This is a genomic window from Streptomyces sp. SAS_270 (genome assembly GCF_052543295.1).
In genome coordinates, this window is record NZ_JBMNDS010000105.1 from 16940 (window position 1) to 31998 (window position 15059).

Below are 15059 nucleotides of genomic sequence, written 5' to 3' on the forward strand. Positions count from 1 at the left end.
CAGGCTCGCGGCCCAGGCGTCGAGTAGTTCATGCCCGGGGCCGGCCGGGGGGTCACCGAGTGCTGCGGGGGCGTCACCCCCGCCCCCGCCGCGGCACCGCAGATGACGCGAAGCCCGCCAGGCCCAGCCGGTTCAGTGACCCGGCGCCGGCGGTCGCCACGCCTCGCTGGCCGTCAGCAGGCTCGCGGCCCAGGTGTCGAGCAGCTCCCGGCCGCCATCGGCCCCCGCGCCGCGCGGATCACCGAGCACCCCGTTGGCGGTCACCGCCCGCAGTCCGCCGCGTCGCAGCTGTGGCAGGAGCGCCGGCAGCGGCCGGGTCTCACCCGCCGCGGCCCGCTCCTGGTGCACCGCGGCGGGCCGCAGCGCCAGCATCGCGGAGGTTTCCGCGCGGCCCGCGTGGCTGTCGCCGCCGTCCCCGGCAGGCTCCCAGAAGTGCGCGCGGCGCCCTTCGTCGCGCAGCCGCGCCACCGCACGCCGCACGGGCACGGCGTTGCCGCCGTGCCCCGAGACGAACGCGACCGCGGCGAACGCGTCGGCCGAGCGGCCCAGTTCGGTCAGCAGCAGCTCGGTGGCCGCCCGGCCGATCGACAGCGTGCCGGGAAAGCCGGCGTGCTCGCCGCTGGAGCCGTAGTGCACCGGCGGGGCAAGCACCACCCACTCCCGCGCCGCCGCCAGCCGCTCCGCCAGCGCCTGCGCGATCTCCGTGTCCACGGTGAACGGCAGATGCGGCCCGTGCTGCTCGGTCGAGCCCACCGGCACCACCAGCACACTGTGCCCGGCCAGCGCCGCGACCTCGGGCCACGTCAACTCGCCCAGCCTGCGCACCCTGCGCGGCCCGTTTCCGCCGCTCACCGGGAACCTCCGAGAACGCCCCGGCCCTTCGGGCGAGAGACCGCCCGCACGAGGGGGGTGCGAGGACCGGGCTGGTTTGGGCCCGGCCGGCGTGGAGGGCGCAAGAGCGGACCGTGCGCCGGGCGCACCGGCCGCCTGAGCGGCCCCTCTGCTTCAGGGGGAGGGCTCAAACCCGCCGCACCCCGTCCCGGCCCGGCCAGTCGGAGGTGTCCGGGCGCAGCGGGGCCAGGGTGCGGTGGCGCAGGGCGCCCCACCACACGCCGGCGCCGTAGGCGAGGTCGTCGCCGACGCGTGCCGCAAACCACTGCGGCAGGGCGAGCGGGGGGCGCCGGGTGTGCCAGTCGGCGAGGTGGCGGCCCCAGGCGGCGGCCAGCAGGAGGCGTCCGTTGCGGGAGGCGGCGAGGGCGGGCACCGCCACCGGCCACCACGACCGGGTGACGGCGTCCGCGAACATCCGCCCCGCCCCCCAGTGACCGCGCAGCGCCAGCGCCACCGCCTCCTGGGCGGGCACCCCCACCGGGTGCAGTTTGCGCGGCAGCAGCGACGCGGTGATCAGGGCGGTGCCGGCGGCAGCGGCCGGCCGGCCGGCGGCAACGGCCGCCCAGCATGCCAGCGTCCACGGGGACACCCGCAGCGGCGCCGCCGCCGTGCCGTGCCGCAGTGCCAGCGGCGCGGCCGAGGTGCCGTAGTCGAAGCGCTGGCGCGCCCACGCCGACCAGCGCGAGCGGGGCGCGTGCCGCACCTCGGACGCCGGCTCGTAGCGCACCAGCGACCCCTGGCCGGCCAGCCGCCAGACCAGGTCGACGTCCTCGCCGTAGCGCAGCGTCTCGTCGAAGCCGCCCAGCTCCCGCAGAGCCGAGACCCTGACGACGAGGGCGGCCGTGGGTACGTAACTCACCCTGCTGCCCGGGCGGACCACGCAGGGCAGCGGGCCCAGGTCGAGCGGCGAGCGTTCCTGCTCGTAGCGCTCCAGCACGCTGGTGCCCGGCCGGCTGCGCACCCGCGGCGCCACCGCGGCCACCTGGGGATCCGCGAAGTGCGGCAACAGCGCCTCGAGCCAGCCCGGTTGGACCGCCACGTCCGCGTCCAGGAATGCCACCAGCTCGGTGCCGGCCAGCCGCCAGCCGCTGTTGCGGGCGGCGGCCGGGCCGCGCGGGGCGGGATGACGCAGGGCCGCGCCGGGCAGCGGCACGGCGGAACCGTCGTCCACCACCACGACGGCGGCGAGGTGGGCCAGCGACCCGAGCGCCCCGCTCACCTCGGGGTGATCACGGACCGGGACCACCGCGGTGACGTCGGCCGCGGTGAACGGGCCCGCCGCGTAGCGCGGATGGGCCATCCCGGCGTTGATCAGCTGCTCGGCCAGCCGCCGCTGCCCCGGCCGCTCGGCGACCGCCTGGCCTTCCAGCCAGCCCTCCACCAGCCGCGCCCCCGTCTCGGTCAGCCGCAGCACCCGGTAGGGGGAGCCGCCCAGCAGGGTCCGCCCGCCGGACAGCCGGCCCAGGGAAGGGTCGGGGGTCAAGAACAACTGGGGGGAGCGGGGGGCGCCCGCCGGGCTCGCGGTGTTCTCGGGGACCGTGGCGCTCATCGGGGTTCCTCCGGGGATACCCCGGCCCTGGGGCCGGGGAGGAAACGGACTCCAGGGCAGGGCAGGCACATCCGGTGCGCCGCCGGGGCGGGGCCGGTGGGCGGTGTCACGGGGTGAACCCCCCGTCCGCGTGGACCACCGTGCCGGTGAGGGCGGAGGCCTCCTCGCCGCACAGCCAGCACACCGCGGCCGCCACCTCCTGCGGTTCCAGGAGGCGTCCCAGCAGATGGTGTTGGGCGAACTGGGCGGTGTCCGGCAGGTCGTAGAGGTCGGCGCTGGCCTGCAGCATCGGGGTGCGGGTGGAGCCGGGGGAGACGGCGGTGGCGGTGACGCCGGTGCCCCGCAGGTCGGTGGCCAGGCCCCGGATCAGCCCCACCACCGCATGCTTGGCCGCGTTGTAGCCGGCCAGGTGCCACAGGCCGTGGTGGGCGGCCGCCGAGGCGAGGGCGACGAAGCGGCCCGAGCGCGGCTCGCGGCGGGCGAGCAGCCGGGGCACGGCGGCCCGGGCCAGGTTGGCCACCCCGCGCACCCCGATCTCGAACAGGGCGTCCCACTCCTCGTCGGTGCTCTGCCACAGCGGCCGCCCCCCGGCCATCACCGCGGCCGCGGCCACCGCGGCGTCCAGCGTGCCGAAGCGGCGGTGCGCCACCTCGACCGCGTCCTGGAGCGCCGCCTGGTCGCGTACGTCGGCGACCACCGGCACCACCGCGTCCGGCCACCGCTTGGCGAGGGCTTGGAGTTCCTTCTCGGTGCCCAGCGGGTAGCCGACCCCCGGCAAGTCGCGGCACACGTCCACGGCCACCACCTGCCAGCCGTCCCGGGCCAGCCTTTCCACCACGGCCGCACCGATGCCGCGCGCCGCCCCGGTGACCACGGCGGTGCGCCGCCCGGCCGCCGCGCCGCGCGCAGGGGTGGGGGGTGCGGTGTCCATGCTGGCAGGGCCTTCCTCGGTGCGGTCGGTGGAGCCGGGGGCGCCGGGCGGGCCGGCTTATCCCTGCACGCCGTGCTCGCGCAGATGCGCGAGCAGGAGGTCGGCGGCCTCCTCGGGGGAGGCGGGAGTGACCAGGCGGGGCGGGGTACGGGGCGGGGTGAGGGCGCCGGTGAGGGTGAGCAGCCGCTGCCGGGTAGTGCCTTCGGGGGCGGGCAGTGCCTTGGCGCGCGGCCGGTAGGGGCGCACCCGGCCCGCGCGCACCGCTCCCGCGGCGTCGCCTGCCGGGGCGCTCACGCGCACCACCGGTATCTCCGCGCGGCGTGCGGCAAGGGCCGCGGCCAGGGATGCCCGGCGCGGCCGTAGCGTCCCCGCCTCCACGGAGCACACCGCCGGCAGCGGCACTTGCAGTTCCTCGGCGCGGCCGCCGTCCAGCCGCCGCACCGCCCGCAGCCGCAGGCCCGTCGCCCCGCCGTCATCCTCCTCGGCCGCCGGGGCGGGCGCCGCGGTCAGCTCCAGCAGTCCCAGTGCCTGCACCACGCCCTGCCGGGCCGCCAGGTGGCCCGGTGTCGCGCCGGTGCCCCGGTCCACCGAGCGGGCCCCGCACACCCACAGATCGGGTACCGGGTGCCCGGCGGCCGTCAGGCCGGCCAGCAGGGTGTGCGCGGTGGCGGCCTCGTCGCCGTCGTCTCCCTCGATGCGCAGCACCGCATCGGCGCCGGCGGCGAGCGCGTCGCGCAGCATTTCCTCGGCGCCGGCCGGGCCCACGGTCACCGCCACGCAGCGCGCGCCGAGCTGTTCGGCGAGTTGCAGGGCGTGCTCCAGGGCGCATCCGTCCGCTGCTGCCGCGCCGGCCGCGTACGGTGCGGGTTCGCTCGCGCCGGTCAGCGGGTGCGCCCGGGCGCGGGGGTCCGCCCAGCGCAGTGCGGCGGCCACCAGCACGGCGCTCACCCCTGCCGGAAGGCGACGCCGTGGCCGCCCTCGGGGTAGGTCCAGGTGAGGGCGCCGGGGGAGTCGCAGACCTGGTAGCAGGTGCCGCACTCGAAGCACTGCTCGTAGTTGAAGAGGATCCCGCCGTCGCCGGTGGGCACGAACAGGTCGGCGGGGCAGGCGTGCACGCAGGTGCGGACCTCGCAGGAGCGGCACACGTCGGTGTCCAGGGTGATGTGCGCCCGCTCGGCGACACGGAAGTCGACCGTGGCCATCCGGTCCTCGAAGGAGACGCTGGGCAGGGCGCCGTCGCTGCTTGTCTGGCTCACCGGAAGGACCTCGCTCCGCTCAACGCGTCGGACAGCAGATGGCGCGCCCGTACGCCGTGCCCGCGGGCCGCGTCCCGCAGCAGCCGGCGCAGGCCCGGTTTGGGGCGCGGGTTGTCGACCGTGAAGAACCCCTGGGCCACGTCGCACAGCAGTCCCGCATAGGCGTGCTGCACCCGGTCGGAGAAGACCAGTCCCGGTACCCGGCGCAGTCTGCGGTGGTCGGCCAGGACGAAGGAGTCCTCCAGCAGCCTGCGGTAGCCGGCCAGCCCCGCCCGGGAGGTGTCGCCGGCGGTGACGGCCGCGGCGGCGGCCCGGCCGGCGTACATGCCCGCGCCCAGCGCGTAGTTGACGCCCTCGAGCCAGACCCCGGCGGCCAGGCACATCGCGGCGGCGTCCCCGGCCACCAGGATGCCGTCGCCGGCCAGTTGCGGCATGGTGTCGTAGCCGCCCTCGGGGATCAGGTGGGCGGAGTACTCCTTGAGTTCGCCGCCGCGCAGCAGCGGGGCGATCGCCGGGTGCTGCTTGAGGCCGGCGAGCACCGCCTCGGGCCGGGTGCGGGATGCGGCCAGGCCGGTCAGCGACAGCACCACGCCCACGCTGACGGATTCCAGGTTGGTGTAGAGGAACCCGCCGCCGGGGATGGCGCCGGTGCAGCCGAGGACCTCGATGTCCTGGCCGTGCTGCCCGCTGAGACCGAAGCGTTCCTCGATCACTTCGCGGGGCAGTGCGAGGGTTTCCTTCACGCCCAGCGAGGTGTGCTCGGCCTGCTTGCCCCTCACCTTCTTGAACAGTCCCGCCTCTTTGGCCAGGAAGGAGTTGACGCCGTCGCAGGCGATGACGACGCGTGCGCTGATCTCGCCGTCGGGCCGGTCGGTGCGCACCCCGCACACCCGGCCCGCGCTGTCGCGCAGCAGCCCGGTGGCGGTGGTGGCGGGCACCAGGACGGCGCCGGCCTGCTGGGCGAGGGAGGCGAGCCAGCCGTCGAGGTCGCAGCGCAGGGCGGTGGCACCGTTGTAGGGGGGACGGCCCCAGTCCTCGGTGCGGAAGTCGACACTCAGGGCCTGGGTGTCGGTGAGCATCATGGTGGAGCGCCGGGTCACCCAGCGCTGCACGGGCATGTGTTCCCACCAGTCGGGCACCAGCTCGTCCAGGATGCGGCCGTAGACCACACCGCCGTACACGTTCTTGGCGCCCGGATAGGGGCCGCGCTCCAGCAGCGCCACCGACATCCCGGCCCGCGCGGCCTCCAGGGCGGCGGCCGATCCGGCCGGGCCCGCGCCGACGACGACCACGTCGAAGGCGGGCGTTTCGCTGTTCTCAGGCGGCATCGCGCACCTCCCCGCCGGCCGCGCCGCTTTGCAACCGCCGCACCAGCGCGGCGAGTACGGCCGGCGCGTCGGCCACGATGCCGAGGTCGGCCATGGCGGTCATCGGGCAGTACGGGTCGGTGTTCACGCTCACCACATGGCGGGGCGCGCCGAGCCCGCCGGTGTGGTGCGGGGCGCCGGCCACGCCGAAGGCGACGTACAGGTCGGGGTCGACGCTGACGCCGGTGGTGCCGATCTGGCGGGCGTACTCCAGCCAGCCCGCGTCGGTGACCACCCGGGTGGCGCCCACCGCCATGCCCAGTGCGGCGCCGGCCTCGGTGAGCAGGGCCACGGCCTGCGGCCCGCCGAGGCCGCCGCCCGCGCCCAGCAGCCGGCGGGCGCCCGCCAGGTCGCCGGCGTCCGCGGAGGTGTCGCGGACCGGGCCGTGCACCAGCCGGTCCGCCGCGTAGGGCAGGGCGAGTTCGGTGATCTGCGGTGCGCCGGGCACGGGGGTTGCGCCGCGCACCCCGGGCTCCAGGGTGGCCACGAACGCTCCGTCCACGGTGAGTTCGACCAGCGCGCTGCCGCCCAGGCGCAGCACGTCGGCGCCGTGGGGCAGGACTTCCACCGCGCCGGCCAGCAGCGGACGGCCGAGCGCGGCCGCCAGCCGCGGTGCCAGGTCGCGGCCGTCGGGCGAGGCGGGCAGCACCAGCGTGTGCACCGGGGTGAGCAGCGGCGCGAGGGCCGCGGCCAGCGCGGCGGGGCCGAGACCCGTCTCGGCGCTCCACACCCGCCTCGCCGACACCAGCTGCTCCGCGGCCGGGCGGGTGTGCGAGCCGGTGACCAGCACTGCTCCGTCCGCCTCGGCGACCGCCTCGTCGGCGCCCAGCGGCAGCACCCCTTCACGCACCACCAGGACGGCGAGGCGGGCGGGAAGCCGCACGTCGGCGCTCACAGCGCCGCCCCCGCCCGGTGGCCCTCGATGACCGCGGCGTGCGCGCGGCGCGGGGCGAGGCAGTCGCCCGCCCGCTGCACCAGGAACGGGGCGTCCTTGAGGGCCTGCCACAGGGCGTCCTCGGGCGTCTGCTGAGCGGCGCACACCACCCAGTCGTAGCGCTCCTGCGCGATGCTGCCCGTGGTGTGCGTGAGGATGTCCAGCTCCACGTCCCCGTCCCCGTCTTTTTCGGGGCCCGGCCGGGCCCCCGTCACCACCTGGTCGGTGGCGTGTTCGATGCCCTTGGCGTGGGCGCGCACGCTGTACGTCTCCAGGTCGAGGGTGATGCCCAGGTCCTGTCCGACCACCATCCCGGGGGTGGTGATGCGCACCCGGCAGCCCCGGTCGGCCAGCACTTCGGCCACCGAGGTCGCCTGGTGGAAGCCGAGTTCGTCGACGACCAGGACCCGCGCTCCCGCGGCCGGCGCGGCCCGCCCCTCCAGCACGTCCCGCACGTCCACGATCCGCTCCAGCCCGCCCGCCCAGTACGGCGGTTGCGGCCGGGCCCCGGTGGCGAGCACCACGGCGTCGGGCTGCTGGGCGCGCAGCGACTGGGCGGTGGCCTCCACCCCGGTGCGGATCTCCACGCCGTGGCGCAGGCACTCGGCCAGCAGATTGCGTACGACGTCCAGGAACTCGGCGCGGCTGGGCGCGGTGGCGGCGGTCGCCACCTGGCCGCCGGTGGCCGCGCCCCGCTCGTAGAGGGTCACCTGGTGTCCGCGCTGCGCCGCCGTCGCCGCCGCCTGCAGTCCGGCCGGCCCGCCGCCCACGACCAGGACCCGGCGCGGCCGGGGCCCGGGGGCGGGCAGCGCGATCGCCTCACGGCCCGCGCGGGGGTTTTCGATGCAGCCCAGCCAGCGGTTGAGGCCCATCCGGCCGACGCACTCCTGGTTGCACGAGAGGCAGGTGCGGATGTGCGGGGTGTGCCCGGCGCGGGCCTTGGCGGCGAAGTCGGGGTCGGCGATCTGTCCGCGCACCACGCCGACCAGGTCGCAGTGCCCCTCCGCGAGGGCCCGTTCGGCCTGCACCGGGTCCTTGATGCGGCCGACGCCGATCACCGGCAGCCGTACCGCCTTGCGGATGGCGTTGGAGACGAACAGGGCGTAGCCGGGCGGCACCGACATCGACGCCTCGATCATGTACAGGGTCGAAGTCGCCACACCGATCGAGGTGTTGATGTAGTCGACCTTGCCGGTGGCCTCCACCAGACGGGCTGTCCGGACGGCCTCCTCGATGGTGGTGCCGCCCTCCAGCAGCTCGTCGCCGCACAGCCGCACGCCCAGCACCCGGCCGGGCCCGATCGCCTCACGCACCGCGTCGATGATCTCCAGCAGGATCCGTGCCCGCTGGTGCAGCGGGCCGCCGTAGGCGTCGGTGCGCAGGTTGGTGGCGGGGGAGAGGAAGCCGCGCACGATCGAGGAGTGCGAGCACTGCAGCTCCACCCCGTCGAAGCCGCCCTGCGCGCAGTGCCCGGCCACCGCGGCGTACCCGGCGACGATGTCGGCGATCTCCGTGGTGGTGACCTCCTTGGGCACCTCCCGAAACAGCGGGTCGGGCACCGGCGAGGGCGCCCACACCGGCAGCCGGGAGTACATCGAGGACGCCTGGCCGCCGTTGTGGTTGAGCTGGGCGAGGATGGGGGTGCCGTGCGCGTGCACGGCCTCGGTGATACGCCGGTAGCCGGCCACCGCCTGCGGCCTGAAGCCGTGGATCAGCTTCTCGTAGGGCCAGTCGGTGGCGTGGGTGGAGTGCTCCTCGGTGATGATCAGGCCCGCGCCGCCGGCCGCCCGCGCCGCATAGTAGGCGGCGTGCTGCTCGCTGGGCAGGCCGTCCTGGGCGTAGTTGGTCAGATGGGCGGAGAACACGATCCGGTTGGCCAGGGTCAGTGCTCCCAGCCGCAGCGGCGAGAACAGCAGCCTTCCTGCGCTCATCAGACTGTGCCCCCCTGCATACCGCACAGCGCCAGCGCCGCCCGCCTGCCCTCCAGCAGCGCCTCGTGCACGGTGCGCGGTGCCACCCGGTCGCCCGCCAGGACCGCGCCGTCGACCACCGGCGCCGTGTCGGGCAGCCGGTGCCCGCAGTGCACCACCACCGCGCACGCCACCTTGTGCTGCTCACCGCTCAGCACGTCCTCCACCAGGGCGGCGTGCGCCAGTGCGGCGCGCAGCACCGAGCGGCGCAGCAGGTGCACCCCGGCGCGCTGCAGCCGCACATGGGCGTCGGCGAGGTCGCCGGTGAGCGCCAGCTGCGTGCCGGCCACCTGATCGGGGGTGACCAGTGTGACCTCCCGGCCCTGGGCGGCCAGCCGTTCGGCGAGCGCGACACCGGTCGCATCGCCCACCGGGTCGTCGACCACCACCGCACCCTCGGGCAGCACGGCGCGGCCCGCGAGGACCTCGGCCGCCTCCAGGACCGTGCCGCCCTCGATGTCGCAGCGGCGCGGGCCGGGGCGCGAGCCGGTGGCCAGCACCACGCTGCGGCCCGTCATCTCCCGCAGCCCGGCGGTGGTGGCCGTGCGGACGGTGACACCCAGCCGCCGCACCTCCGACTCCAGCCAGTCCAGCAGCGGCGCCCAGCGCTCGCCCACCCCCCGCAGCATGCCGCCGAGCTGCTCCTGACCTTCCACCAGTTCCACGCGCCGCCCGTGCCCGGCCAGCACCCGCGCGGCCTCCAGCCCGGCGGGGCCGCCGCCCACCACCAAAACCGTGTCACCGCCGGCATCGGCCGTCGGGGCCGTGGTGAGGCGCGAAACGTCGGGCGCATCCTCGCTCTCGTGGCCGCTGCGGGGGTCAACGGCGCACGACAGCAGCGGATTACGGTTGTCACGCACCCGGCACTTCTGGTTGCACAGCACACACGGGCGCACCCGCTCACCATGGCCGGCGCGCACCAGCGCCACCAGTTCCGCATCCGCGATCTGCGCGCGGGTCATCTCCACCAGGTCGGCGACGCCGTCATCCAGCGCTTGTTGGGCGTGGCCGGGGCCGGTCACCGAGCCCTGCAGCACCACCGCCACCGTGCCGGCCACCGCCGCGCGCACCGCCGCGCACAGGTCGGTGTTGAAGCCGGGCGGGGTATGGAAGTCGGGGCGGGTGGCGGAGCTGGACATCGCCGAGCCGCGCACCACCACCAGGTAGTCCAGCAGCGGGGCCAGCTCGCGGGCGAAGTCCTCGGCGTGCTGGGGGGTGATGCCGGCCCAGGGCGCCAGCTCGTCGCAGGACAGCCGCAGTCCCAGCAGCCGGTCCTCGCCCACCGCCGTACGGACGGCGGCGAGGACCTCCCGCACCAGCAGCAGCCGGTCGCTGCCGTAGGCGTCCTGACGCTGGTTGGTCAGCCCGGACAGGAACTGCCGCAGCAGGCTGTGCTGGCCGGCCTCGACCTCCACCCCGTCCAGCCCGCTGTCCGCGGCCAGTTCGGCCGCCTGCCCGAACCCGGCACGCAGCGCGGCCAGTTCAGGTTCCTCCATCTCCATGGGCATCTCCCGGCTCACCACGTCGGCGACCCGGGAGGGGGCCCACAGCGCCGACTGGTGATACGCGGACGAGCCCTGGGAGCCGGCATGGCCCAGCGAGGCCACCACCAGCGTCCCGTGCGGCGCGCAGGCCGCCGCTGTCGCCGCCCAGCCGGGCCCGCACTCCGCGGCCAGCGGGGCCCGCTCGTAGGGCCAGTCGCCGGGGTGCACGCTCGCCGTCTCGGTGACGATCAGGCCCGCGCCGCCGGCCGCGCGGCGCGCGTAGTAGGCGACGTGCCGCGGCGACAGGGCCCTGCCGTGGGCCAGGTTGGTCTCGTGCGGCCCGAACATCACCCGGCTGGGGGCGGTGCGCGGGCCCAGTACGACGGGCTCGGTCAGACGGGGCGTGCTCACGCGGCCCCCGGGGTGAACCCGGCCAGCGGGCCGGCGTCGCAGGCCCGCTCCGGGATCCCCGCGGCAGGCGGCCGCCGGCCGATGGTGACCGGCACCGGGCCGCCGGCGCGCGTGCGGTGCGAGTGGTCGCCGGCGGGGCGCGGCGCCGTGCCGGCGCCGACCGCCGCCAGCGCCCGCTGCCCGTTGCCCTTGACACACTCCGGGTCCGGGCCGTCCAGCGGCAGCCCGGTGAAGAACTTCGCCGCCATGCAGCCGCCCCGGCAGGCGTCGTAGGCCGAGCAGGACGCGCAGGCGCCGCCGGACTGCGGGGAGCGCAGCTCGGCGAACAGCTGCGACTCGCGCCACACCGTGGTGAAGCCGCCCGGGGCGCGGACGTTGCCGGCGAGGAAGGTGTCATGGATGGCGAACGGGCACGCGTACACGTCGCCGACCGGATCGATCAAGCACACCACCCGGCCCGCCCCGCACAGGTTCAACCCCGCCAGCGCCTGCGGGCCAAGGGCGTTGAGGTGGAAGAAGGAGTCACCGGTCAGCACGTTCTCGCCGTGCTCCAGCAGCCACTCATACAGCGTGCGCTGCTGCTCGGCGGTGGGGTGCAGCTCGTCCCACACATCGGCGCCCCGCCCCGAGGGCCGCAGCCGGGTCAGGCGCAGCTGGGCGCCGTGGGCGTCGGCGATGGCCCTGAAGTCGTCGAGCTGGCCGGCGTTGTGCCGGGTGACGACCACACTGAGTTTGAAGTCGCGCATGCCCGCCTCGGCGAGATGACCCATCGCGGTCATCGCGGTGTCGTACGAACCCGGCCCGCGCACCGCGTCGTTGACCTCCGCGCTCGCCCCGTCCAGGGAGATCTGCACGTCGACGTAGTCGCTCGCCGCCAGCCACCGGGCCCGCTGCGGGGTGATGCGCACCCCGTTGGTGGAGAACTTCACACCGACGTGGTGGGCGGTGGCGTACTCGACGAGCTCCCAGAAATCGGGGCGCACAGTGGGTTCACCGCCGCCGATGTTGACGTAGAAGACCTGCATGCGCTCCAGTTCGTCGATCACGGCCTTGCACTCGGCCGTGCTCAGCTCCCTGGGATCGCGCCGGCCCGAGGAGGACAGACAGTGCACACACGCCAGGTTGCAGGCGTAGGTGAGCTCCCAGGTGAGGCAGATGGGGGCGTCGAGGCCGCTTTCGAAGTGGTCGACGAGCTTCACGCTGCTTCCTCCAGGCGGTCGGCGGCCGGCTCTGCGGGACGGGGTTCGATCACGCCGCCCTCGGCGAGGCCCGCCAGGGCGCCGAGATAGGCGGCGTGCCGCGCGGCCTCCAGCCCGGCCGCCACGAGCGCCGCGTGCACATCGGGGTGGTCGGCCAACGACCGCACCACCGTGACGAGTTCGGGGGACTTCAAAAAGCACAGCCGACGGGTGCCGAAGTGATAGGCGAGCGCCCCGAAGGGCTCCGGGCGCAGGGCCACGCTGGGGGAGCACCGGTAGGGGCGCTCGGGGGTGAACACGGGGGCTCTCCGGTCAGTAGACGCCGCACATGCCGTCGATCGACACCTCTTCGACGAGCAGTTCCTCGGCGTACTCGGCCTCGGCGGTGATCCCGGATGCCTCGGCGGTCACGGTCGTCTCCTCGACGTCCATGCTCGGCCCTCCCTTTCGCTGGTGGCACGGGGCACGGTTCCTGAAACAGATGGTGCGCGCGCCCCCCGGCTCTGAACACCCCTGGAAAAGTAGGGGGGTTGCCAGGCGGGCCGAGGGCGGCGGCAGCCGCCCGGCGCCTACCTTCACGCCGCCGTCTCGGAGCCCCGTTCCGCCGTCTTCCCCTCGCCCCGCGCGTCCTGCGGGCGGCTGCCCCCGCTCAGGGCCTGCAGCGCCAGGGAGAGGTCGCGGCCGGTCGGGGCGGACTCCGGGTCGATCAGCCACTGCGCCATGACCCCGGTGATCAGCGCCTGATGGAAGAGGCCGACCGCGCGCGCCAGCGATTCGTCCCGCTCCTGCGCCGTGCCGGGCGGCACGAAATCGCCCAGCCCGTACTGCGCCTCCACCATCCCTCGCGCCAGCGCCGCGCGCACCTCCAGCGAATGCCCCGCCTGGGTGATCGCCTCGAAATTCGCCGCCCACAGCCCTCGGTGCTCGCCGAACAGCTCCGTCACCTTGGTCCACAGCGCCTCGGTGCGATCCCCGGCCGCCACACCCCGCTCCCCGCGGGCGAGCGCCGTCTTCAGCGCCTCGCCCCACTCGATGTTCGCCTGGATCAGCGCCTCGTTGAGCAGGGCCTCCTTGGAACCGTAGTGGTAGCCGATGGAGGCCAGGTTCGTGCCCGACGCCGCGACGATGTCACGGGCCGTTGTGCGCGCGTAGCCCTTTTCGGCGAGGCACTGCTTCGCACCCTGGAGTAAAGCGTCGCGATGTCCCATCCTCGGCAGGGTCACCCCTGCGGCCCGTCCTGAAAACCCCTGAACCGCCGGTGCGCGCAAGGCTAGGGGGCCGCACAGCCGCGGGCCGGCCCCCGCACCGGGGGCCGGCCGCAGTGGGTCTGCTAGGCCGCCACCTGCGGGCGGACCCGGTCCAGGAGCAGGGACAAGAACCGGTCGGGATGGGTGTACGCCGAGAAGTGTGCGGCGTCCTCGACCAGTTCGAAGTGCTTGTCGGGCGCGGTCACCTCGTCGAAGAAGCGCTGGGCGCGGCCGGGCGGGGTGACCAGGTCGTGCTCGCCCTGGAAGATGTAGAACGGCACCTCGAAGCCCGTCCCGTCCGCCCAGTCGTCGAAGTGGGTGGTCTCCGGGAAGATCTGCGCCGACAGTTTCATGCCCTGGAAGAACGCGGGCAGGTCCGGCAGCGAGTGCAGCGGTGACCACCACAGCGACGGCAGCACCGCGGACTTCAGCGCGGCGACGCTCTCGGGGTTGGTGGCCATCACATAGCGGTGGTACAGGGCGTGCTGCTCCGCCGTCCAGGAACGCGGGTCGGCCCCCATCTCCTCGACGGCGGCGGTCTCCTTGCCCTTGCCCGCGGCGCGCAGCCGCTCCAGCAGGTCCTTGTACGCCGATCCGTCACGGCCCGCGTCGTAGACGTTCTGGTCGATGCCCACGTAGGCGGAGAAACGCTCGGGATGCTCACGGATCAGCCGCACCCCGAAGCCGCTGCCCAGCGAGTGCCCCACCAGGACCACCCGCTCGACGCCGAGCCGGGCACGCACATGGTCGACGACCTCCAGCGCGTCGGAGTACAGCCGCCCGTACGTCAGCTCGCCCTGCCCCTCCTTCCCGCCGTGCCGCAGCGTCTTGCCGGCACCGCGCATGTCCCAGCGCACCACCGTGAAGTGCTCCTCCCACGCCCGGGTGCGCACGGTGAACACCGAGGTGACCGAACCCGGCCCGCCGTGCACCTCCACCAGCACCGGGTTGGCCCGGTCGGCGCCCCGCACCGAGAGCCACTGCTCGATCCCGCCGATCGGCGCGAAGTACTGCTCGTCGATGCCCCGGCCGCCGTCGATGCGTAACAGCCGGGCATCGCGCCCCCGCACCAGGGACCGATGGGCCAGCGCTCCCGCCGACGCCGCGGCGCCGACGCCGGCCACTGTGGTCACAAGTCGTTTGAACACGATCGTCCACCCACCCACTCATCGCCTGTCAGAAGGAACACCAAGCGGAACATCACCAAGGGCGTTGTACAACCGTTTCGTGAGACTGAGGGGGCGCGAGCCCTGCCGCCAGGGTGCTTTGGCCGTGACGCGACGGCGGCGGCGCCCCCGCCGGGCCGGGTGCCTGCCGGGCCGGGTGCCCCAGGGCGCGCCGGAGACGACACAAGCGCCCCTCTAATGAGCCTGGTTAGCCTCTGGCCAGGTTGCACGACCCGCCCCGCCGCCCAGGGGCTGTCCGCCGGACCGACAGGAGCCGACACGCGTATGTCTGTGGAAACCACCGCGACCCCCGCACCGGGGACCTCGCCCGCCAAGGATGTCCGCCGGCTGGACCGGGTGATCATCCGGTTCGCGGGGGACTCGGGTGACGGTATGCAGCTGACGGGGGACCGGTTCACCTCGGAGACGGCATCGTTCGGTAATGATCTGTCCACGTTGCCGAACTTCCCCGCCGAGATCCGGGCGCCTGCAGGCACTCTGCCGGGCGTTTCGTCGTTCCAGCTGCATTTCGCCGACCACGACATCCTGACCCCTGGCGACGCGCCGAACGTGCTGGTGGCGATGAACCCGGCCGCGTTGAAGGCGAACGTGGGCGATCTGCCGCGCGGCGCGGAGATCATCGTCAACACGGAC

The 15059-nt window shown here is 74.9% G+C and carries 15 protein-coding genes; 1 reads left to right on the forward strand and 14 read right to left on the reverse strand.

Going from position 1 to position 15059, the window contains the following annotated elements:
* Positions 1-132 precede the first annotated feature (132 nt).
* From mftE to ACN6LB_RS41245, 14 genes are all read right to left on the reverse strand, one after another.
* The gene (gene mftE / locus ACN6LB_RS41180) at positions 133-852 is read right to left on the reverse strand and encodes a mycofactocin biosynthesis peptidyl-dipeptidase MftE (protein WP_445030351.1); all 720 of its coding nucleotides are present in this window, start codon (positions 850-852) and stop codon (positions 133-135) included.
* A gap of 166 nt (positions 853-1018) precedes the next feature.
* Positions 1019-2440: a mycofactocin biosynthesis glycosyltransferase MftF gene (gene mftF, locus ACN6LB_RS41185; RefSeq protein ID WP_445030352.1), complete on the reverse strand. Its 1422-nt coding sequence runs from the start codon at positions 2438-2440 to the stop codon at positions 1019-1021.
* Between the two features lie 106 nt (positions 2441-2546).
* A complete protein-coding gene (locus ACN6LB_RS41190) occupies positions 2547-3371 on the reverse strand; it encodes a mycofactocin-coupled SDR family oxidoreductase (RefSeq protein ID WP_445030353.1) in 825 nt (274 codons plus the stop codon).
* Positions 3372-3428: 57 nt separating this feature from the next.
* Positions 3429-4319 carry a mycofactocin-associated electron transfer flavoprotein beta subunit gene (locus ACN6LB_RS41195; RefSeq protein ID WP_445030354.1) on the reverse strand — a complete coding sequence of 297 codons (891 nt, stop codon included), beginning with the start codon at positions 4317-4319 and terminating at the stop codon, positions 3429-3431.
* Positions 4316-4627 carry a ferredoxin family protein gene (locus ACN6LB_RS41200; RefSeq protein WP_445030355.1) on the reverse strand — a complete coding sequence of 104 codons (312 nt, stop codon included), beginning with the start codon at positions 4625-4627 and terminating at the stop codon, positions 4316-4318. The genes ACN6LB_RS41195 and ACN6LB_RS41200 overlap by 4 nt, the downstream gene beginning before the upstream one ends.
* Complete coding sequence (locus ACN6LB_RS41205; RefSeq protein ID WP_445030356.1) at positions 4624-5955, reverse strand: FAD-dependent oxidoreductase; 1332 nt, start codon at positions 5953-5955, stop codon at positions 4624-4626. The genes ACN6LB_RS41200 and ACN6LB_RS41205 overlap by 4 nt, the downstream gene beginning before the upstream one ends.
* Complete coding sequence (locus ACN6LB_RS41210) at positions 5945-6889, reverse strand: mycofactocin-associated electron transfer flavoprotein alpha subunit (RefSeq protein WP_445030357.1); 945 nt, start codon at positions 6887-6889, stop codon at positions 5945-5947. Before ACN6LB_RS41210 ends, ACN6LB_RS41205 begins: the two co-directional genes overlap by 11 nt.
* Entirely contained in the window at positions 6886-8859 is a 1974-nt protein-coding gene (locus tag ACN6LB_RS41215; protein WP_445030358.1) for a mycofactocin system FadH/OYE family oxidoreductase 2, read from the reverse strand. Before ACN6LB_RS41215 ends, ACN6LB_RS41210 begins: the two co-directional genes overlap by 4 nt.
* Positions 8859-10793, reverse strand: coding sequence for a mycofactocin system FadH/OYE family oxidoreductase 1 (locus ACN6LB_RS41220; protein WP_445030359.1), 1935 nt, complete (start codon positions 10791-10793; stop codon positions 8859-8861). The genes ACN6LB_RS41215 and ACN6LB_RS41220 overlap by 1 nt, the downstream gene beginning before the upstream one ends.
* On the reverse strand, positions 10790-11992 hold the full coding sequence (mftC, locus tag ACN6LB_RS41225; RefSeq protein WP_445030360.1) for a mycofactocin radical SAM maturase: 1203 nt from the start codon (positions 11990-11992) through the stop codon (positions 10790-10792). The genes ACN6LB_RS41220 and mftC overlap by 4 nt, the downstream gene beginning before the upstream one ends.
* On the reverse strand, positions 11989-12291 hold the full coding sequence (gene mftB / locus ACN6LB_RS41230; protein WP_445030361.1) for a mycofactocin biosynthesis chaperone MftB: 303 nt from the start codon (positions 12289-12291) through the stop codon (positions 11989-11991). The genes mftC and mftB overlap by 4 nt, the downstream gene beginning before the upstream one ends.
* Before the next feature lie 13 nt (positions 12292-12304).
* Positions 12305-12424, reverse strand: a complete 120-nt coding sequence (gene mftA, locus ACN6LB_RS41235; protein ID WP_356149422.1) for a mycofactocin precursor MftA — start codon at positions 12422-12424, stop codon at positions 12305-12307.
* A gap of 143 nt (positions 12425-12567) precedes the next feature.
* Entirely contained in the window at positions 12568-13200 is a 633-nt protein-coding gene (locus ACN6LB_RS41240; RefSeq protein ID WP_445030362.1) for a TetR/AcrR family transcriptional regulator, read from the reverse strand.
* A gap of 122 nt (positions 13201-13322) precedes the next feature.
* Entirely contained in the window at positions 13323-14372 is a 1050-nt protein-coding gene (locus ACN6LB_RS41245; protein WP_445030363.1) for an alpha/beta fold hydrolase, read from the reverse strand.
* 318 nt (positions 14373-14690) lie between these two features.
* Between ACN6LB_RS41245 and ACN6LB_RS41250 the strand changes: the two genes are divergently transcribed.
* A partial coding sequence (locus ACN6LB_RS41250) for a 2-oxoacid:acceptor oxidoreductase family protein (protein WP_445030364.1) occupies positions 14691-15059 on the forward strand: 369 nt, incomplete at its 3' end.